Annotated in this window: 22 protein-coding genes and 1 pseudogene; 16 read left to right on the top strand and 7 right to left on the bottom strand. The window is 71.3% G+C overall.

Features of this window, described 5'->3' with window-relative positions; translation table 11 throughout:
- Positions 1–29 precede the first annotated feature (29 nt).
- From WMF29_RS05490 to WMF29_RS05500, 3 genes are all read left to right on the top strand, one after another.
- Positions 30–1,349, top strand: coding sequence for a glycosyltransferase (locus WMF29_RS05490; RefSeq protein ID WP_437327821.1), 1,320 nt, complete (start codon positions 30–32; stop codon positions 1,347–1,349).
- A 221-nt stretch (positions 1,350–1,570) separates the two neighbouring features.
- Positions 1,571–3,019 (top strand): GuaB1 family IMP dehydrogenase-related protein, encoded by a 1,449-nt coding sequence (locus WMF29_RS05495; protein ID WP_437327822.1) that lies wholly within the window; start codon positions 1,571–1,573, stop codon positions 3,017–3,019.
- Between the two features lie 99 nt (positions 3,020–3,118).
- Positions 3,119–3,757, top strand: coding sequence for a lysophospholipid acyltransferase family protein (locus tag WMF29_RS05500; protein WP_272100531.1), 639 nt, complete (start codon positions 3,119–3,121; stop codon positions 3,755–3,757).
- A 51-nt stretch (positions 3,758–3,808) separates the two neighbouring features.
- Here the strand turns inward: WMF29_RS05500 and WMF29_RS05505 are convergent, their stop codons facing one another.
- Positions 3,809–4,183, bottom strand: coding sequence for a hypothetical protein (locus WMF29_RS05505; protein WP_272100533.1), 375 nt, complete (start codon positions 4,181–4,183; stop codon positions 3,809–3,811).
- Positions 4,184–4,589: 406 nt separating this feature from the next.
- Between WMF29_RS05505 and WMF29_RS05510 the strand changes: the two genes are divergently transcribed.
- The 4 genes from WMF29_RS05510 to WMF29_RS05525 all read left to right on the top strand — a co-directional run bounded on the left by WMF29_RS05510 (position 4,590) and on the right by WMF29_RS05525 (position 8,656).
- On the top strand, positions 4,590–5,024 hold the full coding sequence (locus WMF29_RS05510; protein ID WP_272100535.1) for a hypothetical protein: 435 nt from the start codon (positions 4,590–4,592) through the stop codon (positions 5,022–5,024).
- A 168-nt stretch (positions 5,025–5,192) separates the two neighbouring features.
- Entirely contained in the window at positions 5,193–6,410 is a 1,218-nt protein-coding gene (locus tag WMF29_RS05515) for a glycosyltransferase family 4 protein (RefSeq protein ID WP_437327823.1), read from the top strand.
- A 133-nt stretch (positions 6,411–6,543) separates the two neighbouring features.
- Positions 6,544–7,539, top strand: coding sequence for an NAD-dependent epimerase/dehydratase family protein (locus WMF29_RS05520; RefSeq protein WP_437327824.1), 996 nt, complete (start codon positions 6,544–6,546; stop codon positions 7,537–7,539).
- A gap of 4 nt (positions 7,540–7,543) precedes the next feature.
- Positions 7,544–8,656: a glycosyltransferase family 4 protein gene (locus tag WMF29_RS05525; protein WP_437327825.1), complete on the top strand. Its 1,113-nt coding sequence runs from the start codon at positions 7,544–7,546 to the stop codon at positions 8,654–8,656.
- Between the two features lie 3 nt (positions 8,657–8,659).
- Here the strand turns inward: WMF29_RS05525 and WMF29_RS05530 are convergent, their stop codons facing one another.
- Together WMF29_RS05530 and WMF29_RS05535 are read right to left on the bottom strand one after the other, a co-directional pair.
- Positions 8,660–9,097 (bottom strand): PP2C family protein-serine/threonine phosphatase, encoded by a 438-nt coding sequence (locus tag WMF29_RS05530; RefSeq protein WP_437327826.1) that lies wholly within the window; start codon positions 9,095–9,097, stop codon positions 8,660–8,662.
- A gap of 34 nt (positions 9,098–9,131) precedes the next feature.
- Positions 9,132–9,677: pseudogene (locus tag WMF29_RS05535) on the bottom strand (PP2C family protein-serine/threonine phosphatase); the annotation flags it as partial.
- 484 nt (positions 9,678–10,161) lie between these two features.
- On the opposite strand from WMF29_RS05535, the gene WMF29_RS05540 reads away from it, so the two are divergent.
- The 4 genes from WMF29_RS05540 to WMF29_RS05555 all read left to right on the top strand — a co-directional run bounded on the left by WMF29_RS05540 (position 10,162) and on the right by WMF29_RS05555 (position 14,765).
- A complete protein-coding gene (locus WMF29_RS05540) occupies positions 10,162–12,255 on the top strand; it encodes a DUF4215 domain-containing protein (RefSeq protein ID WP_437327827.1) in 2,094 nt (697 codons plus the stop codon).
- Positions 12,256–12,411: 156 nt separating this feature from the next.
- The gene (locus WMF29_RS05545; protein ID WP_437327828.1) at positions 12,412–13,164 is read left to right on the top strand and encodes a ribonuclease HI; all 753 of its coding nucleotides are present in this window, start codon (positions 12,412–12,414) and stop codon (positions 13,162–13,164) included.
- 63 nt (positions 13,165–13,227) lie between these two features.
- Positions 13,228–14,244 (top strand): peptidylprolyl isomerase, encoded by a 1,017-nt coding sequence (locus WMF29_RS05550; protein WP_437327829.1) that lies wholly within the window; start codon positions 13,228–13,230, stop codon positions 14,242–14,244.
- 23 nt (positions 14,245–14,267) lie between these two features.
- Positions 14,268–14,765, top strand: a complete 498-nt coding sequence (locus WMF29_RS05555) for a YkgJ family cysteine cluster protein (RefSeq protein ID WP_437327830.1) — start codon at positions 14,268–14,270, stop codon at positions 14,763–14,765.
- An 18-nt stretch (positions 14,766–14,783) separates the two neighbouring features.
- Here the strand turns inward: WMF29_RS05555 and WMF29_RS05560 are convergent, their stop codons facing one another.
- Complete coding sequence (locus WMF29_RS05560; RefSeq protein ID WP_437327831.1) at positions 14,784–16,265, bottom strand: serine/threonine protein kinase; 1,482 nt, start codon at positions 16,263–16,265, stop codon at positions 14,784–14,786.
- Positions 16,266–17,897 carry a 2,3-bisphosphoglycerate-independent phosphoglycerate mutase gene (gene gpmI, locus WMF29_RS05565; protein ID WP_437327832.1) on the bottom strand — a complete coding sequence of 544 codons (1,632 nt, stop codon included), beginning with the start codon at positions 17,895–17,897 and terminating at the stop codon, positions 16,266–16,268.
- A 102-nt stretch (positions 17,898–17,999) separates the two neighbouring features.
- Here gpmI and WMF29_RS05570 point away from each other — a divergent pair, with 102 nt between their 5' ends.
- The 4 genes from WMF29_RS05570 (at position 18,000) to WMF29_RS05585 (ending at position 21,645) form a co-directional block, all read left to right on the top strand.
- Positions 18,000–18,566 (top strand): Uma2 family endonuclease, encoded by a 567-nt coding sequence (locus tag WMF29_RS05570; protein WP_437327833.1) that lies wholly within the window; start codon positions 18,000–18,002, stop codon positions 18,564–18,566.
- Positions 18,567–19,607: 1,041 nt separating this feature from the next.
- Entirely contained in the window at positions 19,608–20,156 is a 549-nt protein-coding gene (locus tag WMF29_RS05575; RefSeq protein WP_437327834.1) for a hypothetical protein, read from the top strand.
- On the top strand, positions 20,153–21,115 hold the full coding sequence (locus WMF29_RS05580; RefSeq protein ID WP_437327835.1) for a hypothetical protein: 963 nt from the start codon (positions 20,153–20,155) through the stop codon (positions 21,113–21,115). Before WMF29_RS05575 ends, WMF29_RS05580 begins: the two co-directional genes overlap by 4 nt.
- A 59-nt stretch (positions 21,116–21,174) precedes the next feature.
- A complete protein-coding gene (locus tag WMF29_RS05585; RefSeq protein ID WP_437327836.1) occupies positions 21,175–21,645 on the top strand; it encodes an NUDIX domain-containing protein in 471 nt (156 codons plus the stop codon).
- Positions 21,646–21,697: 52 nt separating this feature from the next.
- Here WMF29_RS05585 and WMF29_RS05590 read toward each other — a convergent pair whose 3' ends face one another.
- Positions 21,698–22,171 carry a GNAT family N-acetyltransferase gene (locus WMF29_RS05590; protein ID WP_437327837.1) on the bottom strand — a complete coding sequence of 158 codons (474 nt, stop codon included), beginning with the start codon at positions 22,169–22,171 and terminating at the stop codon, positions 21,698–21,700.
- A gap of 408 nt (positions 22,172–22,579) precedes the next feature.
- On the opposite strand from WMF29_RS05590, the gene WMF29_RS05595 reads away from it, so the two are divergent.
- Positions 22,580–23,755 carry a hypothetical protein gene (locus WMF29_RS05595; protein ID WP_437327838.1) on the top strand — a complete coding sequence of 392 codons (1,176 nt, stop codon included), beginning with the start codon at positions 22,580–22,582 and terminating at the stop codon, positions 23,753–23,755.
- Positions 23,756–23,878: 123 nt separating this feature from the next.
- Here the strand turns inward: WMF29_RS05595 and mdh are convergent, their stop codons facing one another.
- The gene (mdh, locus tag WMF29_RS05600) at positions 23,879–24,820 is read right to left on the bottom strand and encodes a malate dehydrogenase (RefSeq protein WP_012233684.1); all 942 of its coding nucleotides are present in this window, start codon (positions 24,818–24,820) and stop codon (positions 23,879–23,881) included.
- Between the last annotated feature and the right edge of the window lie 17 nt (positions 24,821–24,837).

Genomic DNA, 24,837 nt, shown 5'->3' on the forward strand with positions numbered 1-24,837 from the left:
ACGCCAGCTTGCCCGCGAGAGGATCGATCGTGCGCCCCTTCCTGCTGATCTCCCCCGCCTTCGCTCCCCAGACGAGCGTCGGCGCCTTCCGCTGGGTGAAGCTGGCGCGGCACCTGCCGCGCCACGGCTTCCGCCCCGCCGTCCTGTCGGGGACCTTCCCCGAGGACCCGCGCGACGACGGGCTGCTCGCCGCGCTGCCGCCGGAGGTCGAGGTCTTCGACGAGTACCTCGATCCGGCCGTCCTCGCCGTGGGCGCCGCGCTGCGCGCCCTCCGCGCGCGGGCGCCGCTCCCCGCGGGGCGCGCGGGGCCGCTCGTCGGGCTCCGCCCCTTCCAGGCGATCACCGACCGCTGGATCGCGCACGCCCCGCGCGGGGCGCGCGCGGCGGTGGCCCTGGCCCGCCGCACCGGCGCGCGGGCCGTCGTGGTGAGCGCCGGGCCGTACTCGGCCTGCCCTGTCGGCCTCCACGTGAAGCGGGCGCTCGGCGTGCCGCTCGTCCTCGACATGCGCGACCCGTACTCGCTGCACGAGACGGGGAACGGCCCGCCGTCCGGCCTGGCCGAGCGGGCCCGGCGCGCCATCGTCCCGCGCCTGGAGCGCCGCTGGCTCGAGGGCGCCGACCACGTGATCTTCAACACGCGGGCCGCGCTCGAGGCCTACCGCGCGCGCTTCCCCGAGCTCACGCCGAAGTCTTCGTTCGTGCGCAACCACTTCGATCTCGCGCTGTACGCGCCAGCGCCCGCGCCCGAGCCGCCACGCCGCTTCGTCGTGCTCCACCTCGGCACGATCCGCGAGGAGGCCTCCGCCGACCAGATAGGCGCCGCGCTGCGGCGGTTCATCGACCGCGAGCGGCTCGCGCCCGACGACGTCGTCCTCCGGCAGATCGGCCGGATGTCCGATCACGATCGCGCCTGCTTCGAGCGCATGGGCCTCACGCCGTACATCGAGGCGCTCCCCCCGGTGCCGCAGCGCGACGTGCTCGGCGAGCTCAGGCGGGCGCACGTCCTGCTCGCGATGCTCAGCCCCCACGTCGTGCTTCGCGTCTCGGCCAAGACCTACGACTACGCCGCGTCGGGGATGCCCGTCGTCAGCGTGACCGCGAACCGCGAGGTCGACGATCTGCTCTCGTACCGGAGCGACAACGCGCGCGTCGCGCCGGACGACGCCGACGGCATCGCCGCCGCGCTCGCGCGCCACCTCGCGCGCTTCCGGGAGACGGGCGCGCTTCCGGTCCCGGCGCCTCCGCCCGCCGAGCTGTCCTCCGAGGCGGCCGCGGCCAGCATCGCCGCGATCCTGGACCGCGTCATCGCCGACGCGTCCTCCACCCATCGCGCCCGCCGGCCTCCTTGAAAACGTCCCGCCAGGGATCCGGAGCGAGATTTCAACGCAAAGTCGCAAAGGCGCAAAGTCGCAAAAAAGAATAAATTTCATGCACTTTGCGCCTTTGCGCTCTTGGCGTCTTTGCGTTGAAATCTCGCTCCGGATCGCTGGCAGGACCCCTGGTGGGTGGAACTAGACTGGCGCGCGCCGCGCCGCCTTCGCGGCGCCATCCCCCTTCCTCGGAGCTGTGCATGCGCTTTCTCCACCCCGAGCATGACGAGAGCCTGGAGCTCGCCCTCGAAGACGTGTTCCTGACCCCCGGGTACTTCGCCGGCGGCTCCCGCCTGGAGACCGACCTGCGCCCGGCGGACTTCCCTGGCGGCTCGCACCCGATCGTCTCGGCGAACATGAACGCGGTCACCGGCAAGCGGATGGCGGAGACGATGGCCCGCTTCGGCGGCCTCGGCGTGCTCCCGCAGGACATGGATCTCGACACGGTCGAGCGCATCGTCCGCCACATCAAGCGCGCCGACCCGCGCTACGACACGCCCCTCTCGGTCTCCCCGCGGGCGACGCTCCGCGACGTGCACGGCATCATCCGCAAGCGATCGCACGACATGGTGGTCGTGGTCGACGACGAGCGGCGGCCGATCGGCATCGTCACCCACGCCGACCTGCGCGACCGGGACCAGTACACGCCCGCGTCCGCGCTCATGTCGTCGCGCCTCATCACCATCCCGGTCGGCACGCCGAACCGGACGGCCTTCCTGCTGATGGAGGACGCCCGCGTGAAGGCGGTCCCCGTGCTCGACGGAGACGGGCGGCTCCACGGCGTGCTGACGCGCGACGACGCCGTGCGCCTCGAGCTGCTGAAGCCGACGCTCGACGGCGGCGGTGAGCTCATGGTCGCGGCGGCGATCGGGATCTCCGCGCAGGCGGCCCAGAGCGCCGCGCGCCTGATCGAGATCGGCGTCTCCGCGATCGTGCTCGACACCGCGCACGGCCACCAGCGCCGGATGATCGAGGCGATCCGCGCGGTGCGGAGCGCCGTCGGCGACGCCGTCCCGCTCGTGGCCGGCAACGTCTGCACGGCGGAGGGCACGCGGGCGCTCATCGAGGCGGGCGCAGGCATCGTGAAGGTGAACGTCGGCCCCGGCGCGATGTGCACGACGCGCATGCAGACCGGCGCCGGCCGGCCGACGTTCTCCTCGGTGCTCGCGTGCGCCCGCGAGGCGCGCCGCCACGGCAAGCGTGTCTGGGCCGACGGCGGCGTCCGTCACCCGCGCGACGTGGCGCTCTACCTCGCCGCCGGCGCCTCGCGCGTCATGGTCGGGACGACGCTCGCCGGCACGTACGAGAGCCCAGGCGACGTCATGGAGGACCGCGACGGGCTGCTCTACAAGGAGAACTACGGCATGGCGAGCGCCCGCGCGGTCAGCGAGCGCACCGCCGAGCTCGACGCGTTCGAGCGCGCCAAGAAGGCCTTCTTCCGCGAGGGCATCTCGACGTCGCGGATCTACATCCACGAGGGGCGCGAGAGCGTCGGCGCCATCCTGATCGAGATGATCACCGGCGTGCAGTCGGCGTGCACCTACGCCGGCGCGGCGAACCTCGACGAGCTCCACGACAAGGCCGTCATCGGTGTGCAGACGCTGGCGGGCTACGGCGAGGGCAAGCCGCACGGAATCGAGCGGCGTTGATCGAACGGCGTTGATCGAGCGGCGCGGGATGACGGAAAGGTGACGTGACTTCCACCTGGGCAGCGACGAACCTCTGGCTGCTTACCGTCGAGGTCCTCCATGCCGAACGCACCCGCTCCACGCTTTTTCGCCGCGCGCCGCGCCGTTCGCCGGTTCGTCGGCCGCACCTGGTTGTCCGTGTTCGGCTGGCGCGTGGACGGCATCACGGAGCTCCCGTCGAAGGCGGTGATCATCGCGGCGCCCCACACCTCGAACTGGGATTTCCCGTTCACGCTCGCGGTCAGCTACGTGCTCGACCTCGAGTTCTCCTGGCTCGGCAAGCACACCCTCTTCGAGCCGCCGTTCGGCTTCTTCTTCAAGTGGCTCGGCGGCGTCCCCGTCGACCGCCGCGACAGGAACAACCTCGTCGCGGCCGTGGTCGACGTGCTGAAGGAGCGCGACGAGCTCATCCTGGTCATCGCGCCCGAGGGCACGCGCTCGCGCACGAAGCGCTGGAAGACGGGCTTCTACTACGTCGCGCTCGGCGCCGGCGTCCCGATCCTCCTCGGATACCTCGACTTTCCCCGGAAGCGGGGCGGGATCCTCCACGTGTTCCACCCGACGGGCGACATCGAGGCCGACATGGCGGCGATCCGCCATCACTACGATGGCATCGAAGGAAAGCACCCGGAGCGGATGAGCGAGATCACGCTCGGCGCCAGGGGTGCTCCGGCGAACGGGGTCGTGCAGCACCCCTGAGCTCGGGTCGAGGGCGCGCGATCCGCCTATCCGCGCGCCCGGGGGCGCTCGTCAGCGCGGGGACGGCGCGCGGACCGACGAGGCGGGCCCCGCCGTGATCCTCGTCGTCAGCACGCCAGCGAGCGCCCATTCGAACGCGGAGCGGTCGGTGTACACGTTGAAGCGGCCGCCCGTGGCGAGGTTGGCGACCGTGACGCCCATGGCGACGAGCCCCGGCCGCACGAGGATATGAACCTCCTTCAGCTTGCCGGGGTTCCGCAGGTGCCACGCCGTGAGCCTGGCCCGGACGTCGCTGTCATAGCCGGTGCCGAGCTCGAAATCGTCGAACACGACCGGGTGCACGCCCGCCTCGACGAGGGTCTCCAGGTGCCTGATCGCCGGCTCGATGAGATCGAGCGACGCGTACCCCTCGAGGCGCCTCGTCACGACGTCGGATGCGGGCGTTCGAATATCGAGGACTCCGCGCCCGGTCGACCAGCGGTCGCCCCGCGCTCCGAGCCGTGTGTGTGCCAAATCCATCTCGATTTCGAGACTTTAGTCTATGGGCGGCGCTCCGCCATGCGATCCGTCCGATCCGCGCCCTTCCCCGACGCTGGGGGTCTGGACTGCGCTCGCGGACGGCGCCTCGCCGGCCGGGCGCGCGAGGCGGCGGCGCGCGAGGCGGCGGCGTGTCGAGCACGTCCGGCGGGCCAGGCCGCCTCCTGCTGCGTCGAGCGCCGTCGGCGCGGCCGAAAGCGGCTATGATGCCGCGGCTGTTTCGGCCGCCGGCCGGTGCTGGCGGTTCGCGAGGCGTCTTCGCCCGCAGCAGAGGGACGAAGGAGGAGCTACCGAGATGAGAGGACATGTTTCCAGGGTGCTGCGGCTCGCTGTCGTGGCGTTTGCGTGCGCGCTGATGGCGGGCTGCGGCGGCCCGCTGCGCTACACGCCGCAGGGCATCGGGAAGGCGCCGGGCGCGGACGCCGTGATCATCGCCGACGTCAACTTCGACGCGGCCATGACCCGCCTCGACATCAACGCGAAGGACCTCCCGCCGCCCGATCGCCTCGACTCGAGCAGCACCGCCTACGTCGTCTGGGCGCGCCCGGACAGCGACTCGCCCTGGCAGCGGATCGGCGCGCTCAACTTCGACCCCGATACCCGCACCGGCAAGCTCAAGGACGTGAGCGTGCCGCTCACCCGGTTCGAGCTCGTCATCAGCCTCGAGAAGACCGCCAATCCCGAGTCGCCGTCCTCGGAGCTCATCTTCAAGCAGGACGTCGAGTACTGACGAGACGGCGTTCGCCGCCGGGGGTGCATCTTCGCAGCGCTGCTCGAAGCGCTCCCGGCGTGCGCGTCGCAGCCGTCCGGCGCGACCCGCGGCGCCAGCGGCATCACCGTGCCGTCCGCCGTGGATCGCGTGAATGCCCGCGAGCTCCGGTGCATCGAAGCGCGGGAAGTGAAGATTCTCCTCCTGTCGCAGTGGTATCACCCCGAGCCGGTCGCGCGCCCCCACCTGCTCGCAGAGGCGCTGGCCGAGCGCGGGCACCAGGTGACGGTGGTGACCGCGTTCCCGAACTACCCGCATGGCCGCACCTACCCGGGCTACCGACAGCGGCTCTGGGACGTGGAGCACGCGAGCGGCGCCAGGGTGATACGCCTCCCGAGCTACCCGGATCACAGCCGGTCGCGCGTGCGGCGGACGCTCAACTACGCGAGCTTCGCCGCCTCGACAGCGCTGCTCGGGGCCGCCCTCTCCGGGCCGGCGGACGTCGCCTGGGTCCACAATCCCCCGCCGAGCCACGCCATCGCCGCCTCCTGGCTCGCCGCGCTCCGCCGGATACCGTGGGTCTATGAGGTCCAGGATCTGTGGCCCGAGACCGCTGCAGCCTCGGGCATGCTCGATAACAGGCTCGTGTTCGCTGGCATCGATCGGGTGAACCGCGCCCTCTTCCGGCGCGCCGCGGCGATCACCGTCATCAGCCCGGGGCTCGAGCGCGAGCTCTCCCGCAAAGGCGTGTCGACAGACAAGGTGCACCTGATCCCGAACTGGGCCGACGATCGGATATACAGGCCGGTGGAGCCCGACCCGCAGCTCGCGGCGGAGCACGGGTTGTCAGGGCGGTTCGTCGTCCTCTTCGCCGGCAACATGGGCCCTGCCCAGGCCCTCTCCAGCGTGCTCGACGCGGCCGATCGGCTGCGCGACCTCACCGACGTGCGGTTCGTGATGGTCGGGGACGGGAACGACGCGCCCAGGCTCCGGCGCGAGGCTGCGGCGCGGGCCCTCTCGAACGTCGTCTTCATCGGCCAGCAACCCCACGAGCGCATGCCGCATTTCTTCGCGCTGGCCGATGTGGTGCTCTCGCACCTCCGGCGCGATCCGCGCTTCGAGATCACGATCCCCTCGAAGATCCCGGCCTACATGGCCGCCGCCAGGCCGGTGCTCGTCGCGGCGGGCGGGGATCCGGCGGATCTGGTGCGCAGCAGCGGGGCGGGGCTCGCCTGCGAGCCCGAGAACCCCGCGGCGCTCGCGGACGCCGTGCGGCGGTTGCACGGCATGACGCCGGAGGCGCGGCGCGCGATGGGGGAGGCCGGCCGGCTCTATTTCCTTCGCTGGTTCACGCGCGAGCCGCTCGTGCGTCGTTATGAGGAGATCTTCGCGCGCGCAGCGCGGTGAAGCGTCGTCGTGGAGACGCCGGCGCCCTCGGGCACCGGCGCGGGGCTGGGGGGCTATCGAGGGACGCAATGCACCGGTGCATTGCGGTGAGCAACGTTTCTTGGGCGAGACGACAGACACAACGGTGAGCACCATGCAAGGTTACAAGGACCGGAGGATCATCGTGACCGGCGGGGCGGGCGCGATCGGCGGCTCGCTCACGGCGGCCCTGGCCGACGCGGGCGCGGAGGTGATCGTGGTGGACGACCTCTCCTCCTCATCCCGCTGGGGTATCCCGGCGCGGCGCAATGTGCGCTTCGTGGAGGGGAGCGTCGTCGATGACGGCTTGCTTGCGGCGGTGTTCCGGGAGCAGCCCTCGCATGTCTTCCACCTCGCCGCGCTGTTCGCGAACCAGAACTCGGTGGACAACCCGGAGCGCGATCTCGAGGTCAACGGCCTCGGCACCTTGCGGGTGCTGCAGCACGCGCAGCGCAGCGGGGCGCAGCGCGTCGTCTTCGCCTCGTCCGGGTGCGCGCCCTACGGCAGCGACCCGCCGCGGCCCGTCCACGAGGAGCACCTCGCGCTCGATGTCCACACGCCTTACCAGGCGACCAAGCTGCTCGGCGAGCTCTATTGCAATTACTTTTGCGATCATTCGGCCGGCCACGAGGGGCTGAGCACCGTGCGGGTGCGCCCCTTCAACTCGTATGGTCCGGGCGAGGTCCCTGGCCGATACCGCAATGTGATCCCCAACTTCGTCTACTGGGCCCTGCGCGGCGAGCCGCTGCCGATCACCGGGACGGGAGAGGAGACCCGCTCGTTCACCTACGTGGGCGACATCGTCGATGGGTTTCTCCGGGCGGGCGCCGCGCCGGCCGTCTCGGGCGAGGCGTTCAACCTGGCGTCTGGCGAGGAGATCGCCATCATCGACGTCGCGAAAGCCATCAATGAAATGACGGGCAACCGCGCCGGCGTCCGGTTCGTCGCGCGCCGAGCGTGGGATACGCAGCGCCGTCGGGTCGCGTCCACCGACAAGGCCCGTCGCGTCCTGGGCTTCGAGGCGCGCACGGGCCTGCGCGAGGGGCTCGCGCGCACCGTGGCGTGGTTCCGCGAGCGCTGGGACCAGATCGAGGCCGAGGCGCGCTTCTAGGGACATGCGCGTCGCGCTCTGGGGCCCCCTCCCGCCGCCCGCCGGCGGAATCACGCGGTGGATGCGCAATTACCTCGCCGCGGCGGCAGCGGCGGGCATCGAGGCGGACGTCATCGACACCTCGCCACGAGGCGCCTCGATCGATCCGACGAGCAGGCTTCGCCCCGCGCGCGTGGTCCGCGCGGGCGAAGCGCTGGCTGCGCTTCAGCGTCTGCTCGCGCGACGCCGGCCGGACGTCGTCCATCTGTGCACCACCCTGTTCTGGGCGACCGCGCGCGACGGCCTCGCGGTGGAGCTGTGTCGTCGCGCGGGTGTGCCCGCCGTGCTCCACCTGCGCTTGTCACCGCAGATCATCGCCTGGCATCGGGCCCTGCCGTGGCCGGCTCGGCAGGCCGTGCGCGCCGTGCTGGGCCGCGCTGCAGCCGTTATCACGCTCTCGGAGGAGCTGCGGTGTTACGTACGGGCCTTGGTTCCAGGGAACCGTGTTGTCCGGATCGCCAACCCGGTCGACACCGACGGCTTCCACCCCGCCGCCGCGCCGCGCTCGCCCGGCCAGCCGCTGCGGGTGCTCTTCGCGGGGCTCGTCACGCCGCAGAAGGGGGTCCTCGAGCTCGCGCGGGCCGTGCTGTCCGTCGATGGCCTGACCCTCGCGCTGGCGGGGCCTCGAGACGCAGGGGGCGCTGCCGGCCCGTCCCGCCGCCTCGACGAGGCGCTCGCGGAGCTCGAGCGGCAGGGCCGCCTGAGCCTGCTCGGCGAGATGCCCGAAGACGCGATGCCCGCGGTCTACCGCGACGCGGACGTCTTCTGTCTACCGAGCCATGGCGAGGGCCTGCCCAACGCGTTGCTGGAGGCGATGGCCAGCGGCCTGCCCTGCGTCGTCACGCCGGTCGGCGCAGTGCCGGAGGTGATCCAGGGCGAGGGCGGTCGGGTGGCCCTCCTGGTGGCGCCGAAAGACGAGGAGGCGCTGCGGGGGGCGCTCCGCTCCCTGCGCGACGACCCTTCCCTGCGGGCGCAGCTCGGCGAGGCTGCGCGCCGGCGCGCCGTGCACCGCTATGCGAGCAGGACGATCATGGCGGAGTACGCCGCGCTGTATGCGCAGCTCGCAGCGGGCTTCTGAACCCTAATTCGCAGCCGCCGGCTGTTCGGTCGGAGAGTAGCGGAGCACCATCACGGTGACGTCATCACGAAGCCGCTGCCCCGCCATGGGGCCCACGAGGCCCTTCACGATGGTGCTCGGCGACAACCCTTGCGCCGCGAGCGCGTGGAACCGCTCTGCCAGCCCCTGGGTCTCCAGCATTCCGCCTGCGGGGGTGACAGACTCCGTGAGCCCATCGGTGTACAGCAGCATCGTATCCCCGGCGCCTATCTCTATCACGTCGTCCCGGAGCAGCGCCGTGATGTCGTCCTCGATCCCGATCCACATCCCGCTGGTCTCGACGAGCTCCACCGTGTTGGAGAGCGCCCTGTGGATCAAGATGTCCAGGTGGAGGCCTGCGTAGCGGACCGTCCCGCGGCCGAGCTCCAGCGCGACGAGCGTCATGTACTGATCGGGGCTCACGCGGAGCAGGTTCTCCCGGACCGCGGTTCGCCCGGCTCAGCACGACTGCAGGGGTGAGAGGCTCGCCGTCGCGCGGCGACGTCGTCAGGATGGTCCGTACGGCGGTCTGGACCATCATCATCGTCAGGCCGGCGGTGACCCCATGGCCGGATACATCGCCGATGAGGACCCAGCTGCTCCCGCCCGTCTGGACCACGTCGTAGTAGTCGCCGCCGACGCTCTCGGCCGGCGTCATCAGGGCGGCCATGTCGTAGTCCTTCAGACGACTTTGCTGCGGAAGGAGCACCGTCTGTATCTTGCGCGCGAGATCCATCTCGCTCCACAGCTCCGCGACCAGGCGCCTTAGCTCGGCGGTGCGCTCGGCGACGAGCGCTTCGAGGTTCTCGTTCGCGCGCCGGAGCTCCTGCGATGCGGCCTCCAGCCGCCCGTAGAGCATCGCGTTCTCGAGGGACACGGCGGCTTGCGTCGCGAGGAATTGCAAGAGCCCGCACCGCGCAGGGCTGAACGCCTCCGCGGTGATGCGGTTCTCCAGGTACAGGACGCCGGTGACCTTTCCGCCCTGGAGCATCGGAGCGCACATGGGTTCCACCAGCGGGGACAGCTCGAGAGAGAATCAAATCCAGAGCGGCTCGGAGGAGCAAGGTGGTATCCCGAACGGATGCAGAAGAAGGAATGAAGTCCAGAACGGCTTGGGGAGGTCAAGCATCTGCCGGGCGCGCTGCTCGGAGGTGAGAGGGCTGCCTCACATCGGCATGCGGCATGCTGTGCGCCCGCGCCCCGTCGTGCTCGCGGGCGCCTCGTGTCCTGGTCGACGCTAAAGCTCATGCGGCGGCTGGGCCGCATACCTGACGGCGAGCTTCCGCCGTCATGGGCGTGGCCGAGGACCCGGCGCGCTTCGAGCGCCGCGCGTCGAAATAGGGGCTCTCCCGATCCGTTTGGCTGCTGGCGTCCTCTCGATTCCATATCAGTCTAGTGCGCCGATGAACGGCCGCCTGCGCGTCCGTCAGGCTCGGATCGAGCCTTGAAGGGACGTCGCCGTTCCCGCCAGAAGCGGAGGAATCGAGGTGTCAGTGCGAGCGGACCTCTTCAGAAGCGCTCCGTTCACGAAGGTCCTGTCGCCGCTCGTCATCGCTGCTGCCTTGATCGCGGTCGACTGCGATCGTCCCCGGCAGGCGTCGGGGCCGGAGGCCGGCGAGGGCGGGAGCGGCGGGAGCGGCGGAGGCGGCGAGGACGGCGGGGGCGGAGGGGAAGCCGCGCCTTGCGCCACGGCCGCGGACTGTCCCGGCGTCGACGGCGCGTGTCAGCGGCGCACCTGCGAAGGCGGCCGGTGCGGCCTCGACGCCGCGCCGCGGGGAAAGCCCGTGGGCGAGCAGGTCCTGGGCGACTGCAAGGCGCGCGTTTGCGATGGGCATGGCGCCGTGATCGAGCTCGATGACGACCAAGACGCCTTCTCCGACGGAGACCCGTGCTCGGCCGACGTCTGCGTCGCCGGGGCGCCCAAGAACCTTCCGGCGCCGGCGACCACGGAGTGCGGCGGACCCGACGCGACCGGAGCGCGCTATTGCGATGGGAACGGCGCCTGTGTCGAGTGCCTCGTCGCCGGCGATTGCCTGAGCGACGTCTGCGTCGAGAACCGCTGTGTCGCGCCCGATTGCGGCGATGGCGCGACGAACGGCGCCGAGACCGGCGTCGACTGCGGCGGCTCGGACTGCGTGCCGTGCGCGGATCTCGAGGCCTGCCTCACCGGCGCGGACTGCCGGAGCGGGATCTGCGAGGACGGCAGGTGCCGCGCGTCGTCGTGCACCGACGGCGCGACGAACGGGGCGGAGACCGACGTCGACTGCGGCGGACCGGCGTGCTCGCCTTGCGCCACCGGCAAGGCGTGCGCCGCGGACGGCGACTGCCTGGGCGGCCGCTGTTCAGGGACGACGTGCCTCCCGTCGTGCACCGACGTCGCCCGGAACGGCGCGGAGACCGACATCGACTGCGGCGGCCCCGCGTGCGTCGGGTGCGCCGCCGGCATGCGCTGCGCCGTCGGGCGCGACTGCCTGAGCCACGTGTGCAGCTCGGCAGGCACCTGCGCCGCGCCGGTCTGCGGCGACGGCGTGGTCAACACCGCCGCCGAGGCGTGTGATGACGGCAATACGAGCAACACGGACGCGTGCCTCACCACCTGCGTCGCCGCCTCGTGCGGGGACGGGTTCGTCCGCGCGGGCGTCGAGGCGTGCGATGACGGCAACGCGAACAACACCGACGCCTGCCCCACGAGCTGCGCGCGCGCCGTGTGCGGCGACGGGTTCGTCCGCGCCGGCATCGAGGCGTGTGACGACGGGAACCGGAACGCGGGCGACGGGTGCAGCCCAGGGTGCCTCCTCGACGGCTGCGGCGACGGCGTGATCCAGGCCGGCGAGGAGTGCGACGACGGAAACACGAGCAGCACCGACGCCTGCCCCATCACCTGCCGCGCCGCGAGGTGCGGCGATGGCTTCGTGCGGGACGGCGTCGAGGGCTGCGACGACGCCAACACGTCGAGCGGTGACGGCTGCAGCGCGGGCTGCGTCGTGGAAGCGAGGTACACCTGCCGGGGCACGCCGAGCGTGTGCTCGTACTCGAAGGAGCGCAACTGCGGCGACGCGGAGGACGACGACCTCGATGGCGAGACGGACTGCGCCGACCCGGACTGCGCGCTCGGATGCGACAATGCCGTCGGCGCGTGCTCGCCCGGGCAGGTGCTGTGGGTGCAGTCGTCCATGGACATACCCAAGACCGTCACGGATCGCGCTGTCGCTGCCAGCGTCCTCCCGGTCGTCTCGAGGGGCACGATCCGGCGCGTGACGCTCGAGGTCGATATCGCGCATTCGTTCGACGGAGATCTCGATATCTCGCTCACCTCTCCGTCGGGTACGACGGTCGATGTGTCGAGCGACAACGGCGGCTCCGGCGACAACTACCGGAAGACCGTCTTCGACATGGGCTGCGCGACCGCGGTCACGGGAGCGATGGCGCCGTTCCGAGGCTGTTTCCGCCCGGAGTCGTCGTTCGCGGCCTTCCTCTCGGGGCCGGCGAACGGCACGTGGACGCTCCGGGTCGGGGACGACGCCGGGTCCGACTCCGGCACGCTGACCGCGTGGTCCCTCGCGCTCTGCATCGAGCCGTGATCGCAGGGAGGCGCCGCCGCGCGCGGGCCGCCCGCCGAGCGCGCCTCGAGGGCTGCGACGAGGGCAGGCGCGGCCGCGCCCGGCCGGCCCGATCGGCCGCGCTCGCCTGGCATGGTCCCCGTACCGGCGGCCTTCGATCCATGCCAGGGTGCGCCCGTGCCCTGGGTCCGCGCATCGCTTCGAGGTCAAACGGTCTATGCTCGCGCCGACGCCGCCGGCGCCTTTGTCGCGGAGGAGGGCGGTGGCGTCGAGATCCGCTACAAGCCGCACGACGGCCGCAGATACAAGGCGCGCGCCGAGAACCTGACCGTGGTCGACCCGAAGGTGTTGCCCGACGACACCTGTGGGCCTGCGGAAGCGGTCGTGAAGGCGCGCGCCGGCGAGCCGCCCGAGGGGGGCGCGGCCGCCCCGGCGCCGGCCGGGCGCGCGCAGCGCAAGGCGCCGGCGCGGGGGGAGTCCGGCGCAGCGCCCGTCCCGGAAGGGGCCGTCATCGTCTACGCGGACGGGGCGTGCTCGGGGAACCCGGGGCCGGCGGGGCTCGGCGTGGTGATCATCGACGGCGGCCGGCGGATCGAGCGCAGCGAGTTCCTCGGCACCGCGACCAACAACATCGCCGAGCTGACGGCGATCCTCCGCTCGCTCGAGGAGGTGGAGGAGCCGGGGCGGCCCATCGTCATCCACACGGACAGCCAGTACTCGATCGGCGTGCTCCAGAAGGGGTGGAAGGCAAAGGCGAACGCCGAGCTCATCGCCTCGCTGCGCGAGGCGCTCGCCGCGCGGCCGCGCGCGCGCCTCGTGTATGTGCCGGGGCACGCGGGCGTGCTGCTCAACGAGCGCGCCGACGCGCTCGCGCGCGAGGCCGTCCGCGAGCGCGCGTCCCGTCGGACGGTGTACCCCGGCTCCGGCTGAGCCCGGGCCGCGCGGGGCCGGAAACGCGTGGAACCGCCCGGGGCCCAGTGGTAGAGGCGCGCGATGCGTGTTCCGCTCCGCCTCGCGCTCGCCGGGCTCGTCGCCGCCGCCGCCTTCGCCTCGCCGCTCGCCCACGCGGTCGTGAGCGAGCGGATCGTCGCCGTCGTCGGCGATCGCGCCATCCTGCTCTCGGATCTGCGGCAGCGGGCTCGCCCCTTCCTGCTGCAGATCCAGGCCCGGGTCCCGCCGGGCGCGCAGCAGGCGGCGGCCGAGTCGCAGGTCTTCCGCGATCTCCTCCAGAAGATGGTGGACGAGGAGCTCGAGGGGCAGGCCGCCGAGAAGGCCAATATCCGCGTGACCTCCGAGGAGATCGAGAACGCCTTCCGGAACATCGCGGCCGCGGAGCAAGTGACGGTCGAGGAGCTGTTCCGGATGGCGCGGGCGAGCTCGGGGCTCACCGACCAGGAGTACCGCGACGAGATCCGCCGGCAGATCCTCGAGGGGAAGATGCTGCAGCTCCGGGTGAAGGGCCGGGTGCGCATCACCGAGCAAGACGTGCGGTCCGCCTTCGATCGGCTGGTGCGCGAGGAGCGCCGGCGGCGCGACTACCACCCGGCGTGGATCGTCCTGCGCGTCCTTCCCGGCTCGAGCGCCGAGGCGGTCGAGGAGCGCCGCGCGCTCGCCGCGGCGCTCGCGGAGCGCGCGCGCGGCGGCGAGGATTTCGCGGCGCTCGCGCGGCAGTTCTCGGACGACACAGCGACCCGCGAGGAGGGCGGCGACCTCGGGGTCCGCGCGCCGCAGGGGACGCAGGCCGCGGCGACCGGCCAGCGCGAGGTGATGGCCCCGGAGCTCGAGGCCGCGCTGATGGCGATCGAGCCGGGCGGCGTGACCGCGCCGATGCGCGCGGGCGACGCGTTCGTGGTCATGAAGCTCCTGAGCCGCCAGCCGTCCCGCTTCACGACGCTCGAGGCGGCTCGCCCGGAGGTCTTCCAGCGGCTGCAGGCGGAGATCATGACGAAGGCCAAGCAGAAGTGGCTCGACGATCTGAAGCGCGGGACGCACGTCGAGGTCCGGCTCTGACGCGCAAGGGCGAGCGGGCCGCGGTGGGCGTGGCGCGCGCGGCGCGCGCGGGCGGCGCGAGCGGCGAGGGAGATGCGGCCGTCCCCGAGTGCACCGCGTGCGGCACCTGCTGCTTCTCGACCCTGCCGGAGTACGTCCGGGTCTTCGGCTGCGATTACGATCGCATGGACGATCGCGCGCGGGGGCTCACGCGCTTCATCGGCAACCGCTGCTACATGCGCATCGAGGACGGCCGCTGCGCCGCGCTCACGCTGGACGCGGAGCTCGGCCGCTTCCTGTGCTCGATCTACGAGGTGCGGCCCGACTGCTGCCGCGCGCTCGAGCGCGGCAGCGGCCAGTGCCTCGGCGAGCTGAACGAGAAGCGGGAGCGGCCGCTCCTCGCGCTCGAGGCGCTCCGCCGCCGCGCGGGCGGCGAGGGCGGCGACGGCGTTGCGGTCTCCGCGGGTGGCGCGAGCGGCGAGGGAGACGCGGCGGGCGCCTGCGGCGCGAACGGCGCGGGGACAGCCGGCGGCGCCGTGTAGGCGTGGCCGGCGCCGCGGTCAGGGCGACGCGTCCCTGTCCTCCACCGGCGGCGCGCCCGCGTCGATCGCGCTGCGATCGATCCGCATGCTCACGTCGAGCGTGACCGTCTGCCCCTCGGAGACGGTGATCGTGCGCTTCTCCTCGGGCGCGTTCGGGTGCCGGAACGTGACGTAGTGCCGTCCGGCCTGGAGCGGGATCGCCCGCGCCATCGGCGTCACGTCGATGAGCTCCCCGTCGATGACGACCTCCGCCCACGGCCTGGCGAGGACCTTCAGGTAGCCGCGCTCCTCCGAGCGCTCGCCGGGCTGCCTGACCTCGGCGCTGGGCGGCTCCGCGGCGTCGTGCTGGCGGAGGCTGAGCTCGATGAGCGCGCCGCCCGCGACGATCAGCGCGAAGATGCCGACGAGCCGGCCCACGTCGGGCGCGAGCGACGGCGCGCTGCGCTGCCCGACGGCGGGGCGCGCGGAGGGCGCCTGCGCGGGCGGCAGCTCGTCGCCGCCGAGCTTGGCCGCCGCGAGGGCGCTCGCGATGAGCGCGCGCGGCTGCGGATGACCGCGCTCCGCGAGCTCCTCGGCCAGGGCGTCCGCGACGGCGCGGCCGTTGTCGTAGCGCTGCTCCGGCTCTTTCTCGAGGCACCGGAGCACCACGCGCTCCAGGCCGCGCGACACGTCGGGCACGAGCCCCCGCAGCGGCTGCGGCGGCGCGTTGCGGATCCGGTGCGCGACGGCCCTGCCCTCGGCCCACCGGTCCTCCTCGCGCTCGCGCGGCGCGCCGGGCGCGGCCGACGCGCGCTTCGACGCTTGATTCGACGCGTGGTTCGAAGCGCGGCTTGCGTCCTCCGGCCCCGCCTTCGGCTCGTCGAACGGGCGCACCCCGGTGAGCATCTCGAACAGCACGACGCCCAGCGCGAACACGTCCGCCTGAGGCCCGGGCTCCGCCCCGAGGATCTGCTCGGGCGCCATGTAGTCGGGCCGCGCGAACGTGTCGCTGCCCTCGAACGGCTCCGGCAGCGAGGGTTGCCGGCCGTCGGACGCCGCCGCGAACTCGAGGATCTTCACGCCGCCCGCGGGCGTGACGATGACGCGCTCGGGGCGCAGCTCGCGGTGCACGACGCCCCGCTCGTGCGCGTGCCCGAGGCCGCGCGCGATCTCCAGCGCGATGGCCGCCGCCGCGCCCTCGTCGAGGCGGCCGGCGCGCGCGCACAGGGCCGCGAGCGTCGGCCCCGAGAGCGGCTCCAGCACGAGCCATATCCGGTCCTCGTCGCGCTGGAAGTCGTGGATGTCGATGATGTTGGGGTGCCGGATGCGCGCGAGGATCTTCGCCTCGCGCTCGAGGCCGGCCGCGAACGCGCTCGCGGCCGACACCGTGGGCTTGAGCGTCTTGATCAGCGCCGCCCGGCCGAGCCCCGCGTGCTCGGCCCGGTACGTCACGGTGAGCGCCCGCGACGAGACGGCCTCGCGCAGGATGTACGGGCCGAGCTGCCTCTGGTCGGCGCCCACTTACCGCTGTCGGACGCGGAGCGTGCGCCCCGTCATCGCCGCGGGCTGCGGGAGGCCGAGGATCTCGAGCATCGTCGGCGCCACGTCGCAGATGCGGCCGCCGGACCGGAGCACGACGCCGGGATCGTTCTTGTTCAGGTAGTAGAGCGGCACCGGGTTGAGCGTGTGGGCGGTGTGCGGGTTGCCGTGCTCGTCCTTCATCTGCTCGCAGTTGCCGTGGTCCGCGGTGATTAACAGCGCGCCGCCGGCCTCGCGCACGGCGTCCCCGATGGCGCCGAGCCCCTTGTCGACCGCCTCGTTGGCGTGGATGGCGGCCTCGAGGATGCCGGTGTGCCCGACCATGTCCGGGTTCGCGAAGTTCACAAGGATGAAGTCGTACTTGCCGCTCTTGATCGCGGCCACGACCTCGCTCGCGACCCCCGCCGCGCTCATCTCCGGCTTCTTGTCGTAGGTGGCGACGTCGCGCGGCGAGGGCACGAGCTTCCTGTCCTCGCCTGGGAACGTCTCCTCGCGGCCGCCGTTGAAGAAGTACGTGACGTGCGCGTACTTCTCGGTCTCCGCGCACCGGAGCTGCGTGAGCCCGGCGCGGGCGATCACCTCGGGGAACGACTCGGTCACCTCGTCCTTCGGGAACGCGACCGGCAGCTTCAGCGCCGCGTCGTACTCCGTCATGCCGCTGTAGCAGTTGTCCTGGAAGGCGAAGACCGGCTTGCCCCGGTCCGAGAGGAGCTCCAGCACCTCGGCCGGCAGGTTCCGCCGCGTGAGCATCGCCGAGATCTCGCGCATCCGGTCGGGCCTGAAGTTGACGGAGAGGCCCACCTCCTCTCCCTGCCACTCCCAGCGGGGCTCCTGCGAGGCGAAGTCGGCCACGAAGTCGCCCTTGATGCCGTTATAGTCGCCGATGCGGATGGGCTCGACGAACTCGTCCGTCTTCCCGGCCGCGTACGACTGCTGGATCGCGTCGAACGCGGAGTCGGCCCGCGGCGCCTCGCCGCGCACGATCGCGGTGTAGGCCTTCATGACGCGGTCCCAGCGCTTGTCGCGGTCCATGGCGTAGTACCGGCCCGAGATGGTGCCGATGACGCCGATGCCCTGGAGCGCCTCCTCGATCTTCTCGACGTAGCCCCACGCGCTCTTCGGCGGCGTGTCGCGGCCGTCGAGGAACGCGTGCAGGACGAGGGGCACCTCGTGGAACTTCGCGAGCTTGATCAGCGCGAGGAAGTGGTCGAGCGACGAGTGGACGCCGCCGTCGGAGACGAGCCCGAAGAGGTGCACCCGGCACTTGCGGTCCTGCGCGATGCGGAACGTCCGGTCGATGATCTCGTTCGAGCCGAGCTTGTTCTCGGCGATCGCGACGTCGATGCGCGAGATGTCCATCAGCGCGATCCTCCCCGCGCCGAAGTTCAGGTGGCCGACCTCGCTGTTGCCCATCTGCCCCACCGGGAGCCCGACGTCGGGGCCGCTCGTCCCGATCAGCGTCTTCTCGGAGTCCCGCTTGATCGCGTCGAGGTTCGGCATCGCCGCGAGGGCGATCGCGTTCTGGTCCTTTTCTTCGCGCTCGCCGAATCCATCGAGGATGCAGAGGACGAGCGGACGGGGGCGTTGCGTGGGGGAGGGGGCTGCTTCGCTCATGGCGGCGGAATCTACAACGAACCCGCGGCGATCGGAGGGGGGCTGCTCACGGATTTTCGCCGGGCGAGCCGCCGCGCGCGGCGTGCATGCTAACATCCGAGCATGTCCGACTGCGCCCGTCGCGCCACGTACCAGGATGTGCTTGACACGCCGCCGAATCAGGTGGCGGAGGTCCTGAACGGCGTCCTCCACGCGACGCCGCGGCCTTCCGTGTTCTCCCGCAACGTGACGTCGGTGCTCGCGGGCGAGCTTTACCTGCCATTCCGTCGGGGCATCAAGGGGCCTGGCCGGTGGGCGCTGCTTGTCGAGCCCGAGCTGCACCTCGGCACCGATCCGGACATCGTGATCCCTGACATCGCCGCGTGGCGCCGCGACCGGATGCCGCAGATCCCGATGCGGAACGCGGCAATCTTCCTCGCGCCCGACTGGGTGTGCGAGGTGATCTCGCCGTCCACCGAGGCGCTCGATCGCCGCGACAAGATGGAGATCTACGCGCGCGAGCTCGTGGCGCACTACTGGCTGATCGACCCGCGGCTCCGGCTCCTGGAGGTCTACCGCATCGACGGTGGCCGGTTCGCGCGCGTGGGGGCGTGGGAGGGTGACGTCACCGTGCGCGTGGCGCCGTTCGACGCTGTGGAGATCGAGCTCGGCGTTCTTTGGCAGGAATAGCGCAGGAATAGCGCAGGAATAGCGCAGGAATAGCGCAAGAATAGCGCAGGAGCTGCCGTCGCCGTCCGGCGTCGAGCCGCGCGCCCTCATGGGATCGAGCGGCGCGCGCACCGGGCAGGGTGCGTGAGCTATGGTCGGCGTCGCGGTGGGCCGGAGCGCCCGGGGGCTCCGAGTGCTCGGCGAGCGCTGCGTGGAGGTGACCCTCGAGCGGCAGGTCGCGGCCTCTGGTCGATGAGCTCCGCGTGGTTCGAGGGCAGGACGATGTGTGCCCTCATTGCGCGCTTGCCCCGTGAGAGATCCGGTTGTCTTGCATGATCCGCTCTCTCCCTCTCTCGTCACACATCGCGTAGTGCGCCGACGGGATACTCGGCCGATGGGGACCTTTATCGTGATTGTCACCCCGCGAGAGGGGAAGCGACGGCCCTCCGCCGGATGCGGCCGGGGCGTGCGGCTTGCATGGACGTTGAGGACGCACGGCCATGTTCGGCGCTCATCATGAGCAGCCGTCGCACGGGGGGATGAACATGAAGCGCATCAACATCATCGGCATGCTGGCCGCGACGCTCGCGTGCCTCGGGGTAGCGCAGCTCGCCTCGGCCGCAACCACGACGCCCGTCGAGGAGCTCGTCCTCGTCGCGGAAACACGGGCTCCCGTCGCCGCGGATGCACCCAACGCTCGTCCTGCACGCCAGCGGCCCTGGTACAGGCCCTGGCACGGGTACTGGTATGGTCATTGGCACGGGTACTGGCATGGTCATTGGCACGGGTACTGGCATGGTCATTGGCACGGGTACTGGCATCGTCCTTGGCACGGTCATTGGCATCGTCTCTGGTACGGGTACTGACGGTGACATGGCCGGTGGCGGTCCGATGGGGCCTCACACCTTCGGCCGGTGGACGCCCGATGGGGGCAGGATGAAGCGTTGAGCGCGCCGGCGTGGCGGCGCTGACGCCGCGAGGCAGGAGAGCGCGACGGGCGGCCCCATCTCGCCTCGCTCTCGTCGGTCAGGATCGCGAGCGGGTACCACCGGAGGGAGCAGCATGGAGGAAAAACAGAACAGCCGGAGCCACGCCGCAGCCTTGGTCGCCGTCGTGGGCCATCTAGGCCTCGTCGTCATGGGGGCTCTCCAGATCTATCCCGAGGGAGACGGTTGGCTGGCGCGGGCGCTCGCGTATTACGGCGCGCTCTCCGGGGCCGAGAGCGGCTATGCCTTCTTTGCTGACAGCATCACCCCGCTGCCAAGGGCCAGCTTTCACGTCTCGGAAGCCGGCGGCGCGACCATCACCGACGCCCTCGAGTCGGGCGCCAGCCGCGAGACGGAGATCCGGATCCTGAACCTCATCACGCCTTTCTTGAACGTGGAGGATCCGACGATCCAGCGCTCGATCGCTGCCTCGTGGGCGGGCAAGGTGCTGGCGAGACACCCCGCGGCCGAGAGCGTCCTCCTCCGACTGGAGACGTATGATCTGCCGTCGATGCGGGAGTACCGGGAGGGGAAGAGGTCCAGCTGGAACCTGCAGTACGAGGCGAAGTTCATGACCCGCTCGAAGCTCCGGACCTCTCGAGAGGCGAGCGGCGGTGCGCGGTGAAGGACCCTTCGAACTGCGTCCACGAGCCGGCCGAAGGCAGCGAGCGCGCGCGCGTCCTCCGCTCGATCGAGCGCTTCGCGCTGGCGCCGGCCTCGGCGGCGCCGCTCGCGGCCCTCCGCATCGGGCTCGCGGCCGTGCTCTTGCTTCAAGCGGCGCTCGTCGCGCCCGCGCTCTTCGAGCTCTACGGTCGGTCCGGGATCCTCCAGGGGCCCCTGCGCGACGTGTTCGCGAGGACCGAGCTGCCTCGCATCGGCTGGGCGGTGGAGCTGCTCGCCCCGCTCGGGATCGGGGAGGATCCGGTCATCCTGGGCACGGGGGTGATCTACGTGGTTGCCCTCGCCGCGCTCCTGGGCGGTTGGTGCACCAGGGCCGCGGCCTTCCTGGCGTGGCTCACCCACCTGGTGCTGGTGACGACGGCGAGCTCCACCGTCTATGGCGTGGACAGCTTCGCCAGCATCTTTCTCTTCTATCTCCTCTGGGTGCCCTCGGAGGCCGCCTTCTCCATGGATCGCCGGCTCGGGCGCGTGCAGGGAGGACCCACGCCGGCGGCCCGGCTCGGGCTGCGCGTGGTGCAGCTGCATCTCTCGTTTGCTTACCTGGTCAGCGGGCTGGGAAAGGCCGCGGGCGAGCCGTGGTGGGACGGCGAGGCGATCTGGCGTTCGGTCATGTTGCCGGAATACCGGCAGTTCGACCTCTCGTGGCTCGCCCACGCCCCCTGGCTCGCGGCGGTCGCCGGGTGGACGGTGCTGCTCGTGGAGATCGGCTATGGCTTCCTGATCTGGCCGCGCCGCACGCGGCTGCCCTGGGTCGTCGCCACCGTGGCGCTCCACGCCGGGATCGCCTTGTTCATGGGGCTCCTCGTGTTCGGCGCCCTCATGGCGGTGCTCACCATCGCCGCGTTCGCGGTGCCGAGCGAGCCCCCCGGGCCTGCGGCTCCGGCTGGCGCGGCGCCGGGGTGATCCGCGCGTCCCCCCTTCTGGCGAACGGCGCCCCCGGATAAGCTGTCGCAGGTTCGATCATGTCGCGCGCGGCCATTCCGACCTGGTGCTTCGCCGTGGTGCTGGTGAGGCACCGGAACCGGTTCCTCCTCGTGCACGAGCGCAAGCACGACCAGCTCTGGTATCTGCCGGCGGGCCGCGTCGAGCCCGGGGAGACGTTCGCGGAGGCGGCGCGGCGCGAGGCGCTGGAGGAGACCGGCGTGCCGGTGGACCTGGAGGGCATCCTGCGCATCGAGCACAGCCCGGGCCCCCTGCAGGCGCGCTTCCGGGTGATCTTCCTCGCGCGCCCTCGGGACGCCACGACCCCGAAGAGCCAGCCGGACGAGCACTCGCTCGAGGCGCGCTGGGTCACGCTGGAGGAGCTCGCTGCCTTGCCGCTGCGCGGCCCCGACGTGGAGCTCTATTGCGCCGACGTGCTGGCCGGAGCGCAGGTCTTCCCGCTGTCGCTGCTCGGGGCCGAGGGGGAGCCGCTCCTCGTGAGCGGCCGCTGAGGCGGCGCCTCTCGCGCCCTGGCGATCCTGCTGGCCGCGCGGCTGCTCGTGTCTACAGCTTCAGCTTCATCCCCTCGTGGCTCGCCACGAAGCCGAGCCGCTCGTAGAAGCGGTGCGCGCGCAGCCGCGCCTTGTTCGAGGTGAGCTGCACCCGGAAACACCCCCGCCGCCGCGCCTCGTCGATGGCCCATCGCATCATCGCCTCGCCGATCCCGCGGCCCCGCAGGCCCGGGTCCACGATGACGTTCTCGATCTGCGCCACGCGTGCACCGCGGTTCGCCACGTACTGGATGATGGTCAGGTGGAACGCGCCGGCGACGCGCCCGTCGACCTCGGCGACGAGCAGCGCGTTGTTCGGATCTTCCGCGATGGCGGCGAGCGCCTCGCCGTAGCGGGGATCGAGCGGCGGGCCGGGGTGGTCCGTCTTCGCGTTGCCCTCGTCCGGGATCGAGAAGAGATGGACGATCACGGGCAGGTCTGCCTCGGTGGCGCGGCGGATGGCGGGTACGAGCTGCGGCTGGCTCATGCACGCATCCTGCCACAACGCATGGCGGTCCCGGGCATCGTGCGTCGTCCGCCCGCGCTGGCCGCGCCCCCCGCCGACCATAGGCGCGCAGGCGCCTCCGCTGCGGGCGAACACGTGAGCGGGAAGCAAGGGAAGCAAGGGAAGCATAGAAGCACGGAATCATGGAAGCATGGAATCATGGAAGCAGAGGGGCAGGGAGGCAGAGGCGCAGAGAAACAGACGATCAGGAAAGCAGAGATGCTGAGAAGCAGCGGCGCGGGGAGCGGGAAGTGTGAATGAAAAGAACTGCAGGAGTTCTTCCTTTTCAGGCCCGTAGGATTCGCCTTCATGCCCGAGTGTGATCTAGACACAAGCGATCAAGCCGTGCAGAGTCGACACACCATCATGTCGACCCGGAGGACCGTGTAGATGCGCGTAGTCAACACAGCCGACATCCTCGCGATCGAGCCTCTCAAGGCGGATGAGCGCACCCTGCTGGGGCTATTCAAGGATATCCGGAAACACTCGGAGCTCTCGGCTTACCTGCCGGAGGCTTGCCGCCTCTCCTTGAGATGGATCCGCCTCCTCGAAGATCAGCCGCTCAAGCCTCGTTCGCTCCCCGGCAAAGGCATGCTCGTCATCACCGAAGGCTCAGGCGAGGTCATCGGGGACTCGCGCCGGGGCGTTCGGGCGGGAGAGGTCGTGATGGTCCCTCCCGGCGGGCTGCAGGGGCTCGTGGGCGGCGCGCCGGACGGGCTCTCCGCTCTATCCGTCCATTTCGAGGAGTTCGATGAAAGCGAGGCTCGCTGGGAAACGCCGTGTCTGTGCGCGGCGCTCGGGCGGGAGGACAGCGTGGAGGAGGGGGCCCCGGATCGCGCCGTGTCCCCGGTGGATCTCCTCATCGAGGAGAACGAGGTCCACGCGCGGGAGTTCGCGGGCAGCCCCTTGATGCAGCTCATCCGGTCCGAGCGCGCCCTCCGGGACGACGTGAAGCGGCGGATGCTCGGCGCGCTCCAGATCTGGTCGAACGCGTTCCAGAAGGTCCTGTGCGCCCGGGTCGTCTTCGAGTCGCACCCTGGGGCCATCGCGATCGCCGAGCGCCACCTCGCCGACGAGGTCGGGCACAACCGGAGGCTCTCCCGGATGCACGACCCGCGGAGCTCGCCGTCCTGGGACCGCGGTATCGCCGCGGCGTCGTCCTGGTTCATCGAGCGGATGGGCTCGGCGTCCACCGAGGAGCGGACGGTCCTCGTCCACTTCGTCATCGAGCGCTGCGCCGACGTCCTCCTCACGGCGGCCCAGCAGATCTTCCCCGACTCGGACTACTTCGCGACGCACGCCGAGGTGGACGCCGAGCACTTCAAGCTCGGGCACAGCCTTCTGAAGGGCTTCCCCGGCCTCGACCTCGGCCCGCTGCGGGGCGCGCTCACCGAGGGCTGGCAGATGATGAACCTGATCTGCCAGCGCATCAGCGACATCGCTGCGGGGGACGGCGACGCGGCCACCGAGATGCCGGCGGGCGGCGCGAGCCCCGGCGAGCTCGCCCGCGATCCTCGGCGCGAGCTGACGGCCGTGCTGGATGGCCTCTACGGTGGTGTGATGTGAACCGCTGAAACGCCGAGGGAGAGGGAGAGCCCTTCGCTCTCTCCTCTCCCTCTCGCTCCTGGCGCGCGTTTCGCTCCTGGCGCGCGTGCTCTTCGTGGCGCGCGGCGCGCCGCGCGTCCGGCGCTAGCTCGAGGCCTTCACCACGTCGGTGATGCCCTGCACGCTCTTCGCGCTCTTCGCGAGCATCTCCTTCTCTTCTGCGGTCAGCGGCAGCTCGACGATCTTCTCGATGCCCTTGCCGCCGAGGATGACCGGCACGCCCATGAAGATGTCCTTGTACCCGTACTCGCCGTCCAGGTAGGCCGCGACGGGGAGCAGCCGCTTCTGGTCGAGCAGGTAGCTCTCGGCCATCGCGACGGCGCTCGAGGCGGGCGCGTAGTACGCGCTCGTCCCCATGAGCTGGACGATCTCGCCGCCGCCCTTGCGGGTCCTCGCGATGAGGGCGTCAAGCTTCTCCTTGCTGATGAGCTCGGTCGCGCGCACGCCGTTGATCGTGCACGCCGACGGGATGGGCACCATGTCGTCGCCGTGGCCGCCGAGGACCATCGCGCGCACGTCCTTCACGGAGACGTTCGCCTCGCGCGCCAGGAACAGCTGGAAGCGCGCGCTGTCGAGCACGCCCGCCATGCCGAGCACGCGCTCGCGCGGGAAGCCGGTGCGGCGCTTGAACTCGTAGACCATCGCGTCGATCGGGTTCGAGATGACGATCACCAGCGCGTTCGGGCAGTGCTCCTTCGCGCCGTCGGCCACGCTGCGGATGATCGGCAGGTTCGTCGCGACCAGGTCGTCACGGCTCTGGCCCGGCTTGCGCGGGATGCCGGCGGTGACGATGAGGACGTCGGCCCCCGCACAGTCGGCCCAGCTCGAGGTGCCCTTGATCGAGGCGTCGTAGCCCAGGACGGCGCCGTTCTGCTCGAGGTCGAGCGCCTTGCCTTTCGCGAAGTCCGTCTTCTGGGGGATGTCGAACAGCACGACGTCCCCGAGCTCCTTGCGCGCGATGAGGGCCGCGAGCTCCCCGCCGATGTTGCCGGCGCCGATAAGGGCGATCTTTCTTCGGTTTGCCATGGGCGGCCCTATTACCA

Origin of the sequence: Sorangium sp. So ce381 (assembly GCF_051473845.1) — a bacterium.
Classification (GTDB): Bacteria; Myxococcota_A; Polyangia; order Polyangiales; family Polyangiaceae; genus Sorangium; species Sorangium atrum.

Bases quoted from the DNA above. Each gene is read 5' to 3' on its own strand.
- WMF29_RS05495 (WP_437327822.1), top strand. From the start codon at position 1,571: ATGCGCTTTCTCCACCCCGAGCATGACGAGAGCCTGGAGCTCGCCCTC.
- WMF29_RS05500 (WP_272100531.1), top strand. From the start codon at position 3,119: ATGCCGAACGCACCCGCTCCACGCTTTTTCGCCGCGCGCCGCGCCGTT.
- WMF29_RS05510 (WP_272100535.1), top strand. From the start codon at position 4,590: ATGAGAGGACATGTTTCCAGGGTGCTGCGGCTCGCTGTCGTGGCGTTT.
- WMF29_RS05520 (WP_437327824.1), top strand. From the start codon at position 6,544: ATGCAAGGTTACAAGGACCGGAGGATCATCGTGACCGGCGGGGCGGGC.
- WMF29_RS05525 (WP_437327825.1), top strand. From the start codon at position 7,544: ATGCGCGTCGCGCTCTGGGGCCCCCTCCCGCCGCCCGCCGGCGGAATC.
- WMF29_RS05550 (WP_437327829.1), top strand. From the start codon at position 13,228: ATGCGTGTTCCGCTCCGCCTCGCGCTCGCCGGGCTCGTCGCCGCCGCC.
- gpmI (WP_437327832.1), bottom strand. From the start codon at position 17,897: ATGAGCGAAGCAGCCCCCTCCCCCACGCAACGCCCCCGTCCGCTCGTC.
- WMF29_RS05570 (WP_437327833.1), top strand. From the start codon at position 18,000: ATGTCCGACTGCGCCCGTCGCGCCACGTACCAGGATGTGCTTGACACG.
- WMF29_RS05575 (WP_437327834.1), top strand. From the start codon at position 19,608: ATGGAGGAAAAACAGAACAGCCGGAGCCACGCCGCAGCCTTGGTCGCC.
- WMF29_RS05585 (WP_437327836.1), top strand. From the start codon at position 21,175: ATGTCGCGCGCGGCCATTCCGACCTGGTGCTTCGCCGTGGTGCTGGTG.
- WMF29_RS05590 (WP_437327837.1), bottom strand. From the start codon at position 22,171: ATGAGCCAGCCGCAGCTCGTACCCGCCATCCGCCGCGCCACCGAGGCA.
- WMF29_RS05595 (WP_437327838.1), top strand. From the start codon at position 22,580: ATGCGCGTAGTCAACACAGCCGACATCCTCGCGATCGAGCCTCTCAAG.
- mdh (WP_012233684.1), bottom strand. From the start codon at position 24,820: ATGGCAAACCGAAGAAAGATCGCCCTTATCGGCGCCGGCAACATCGGC.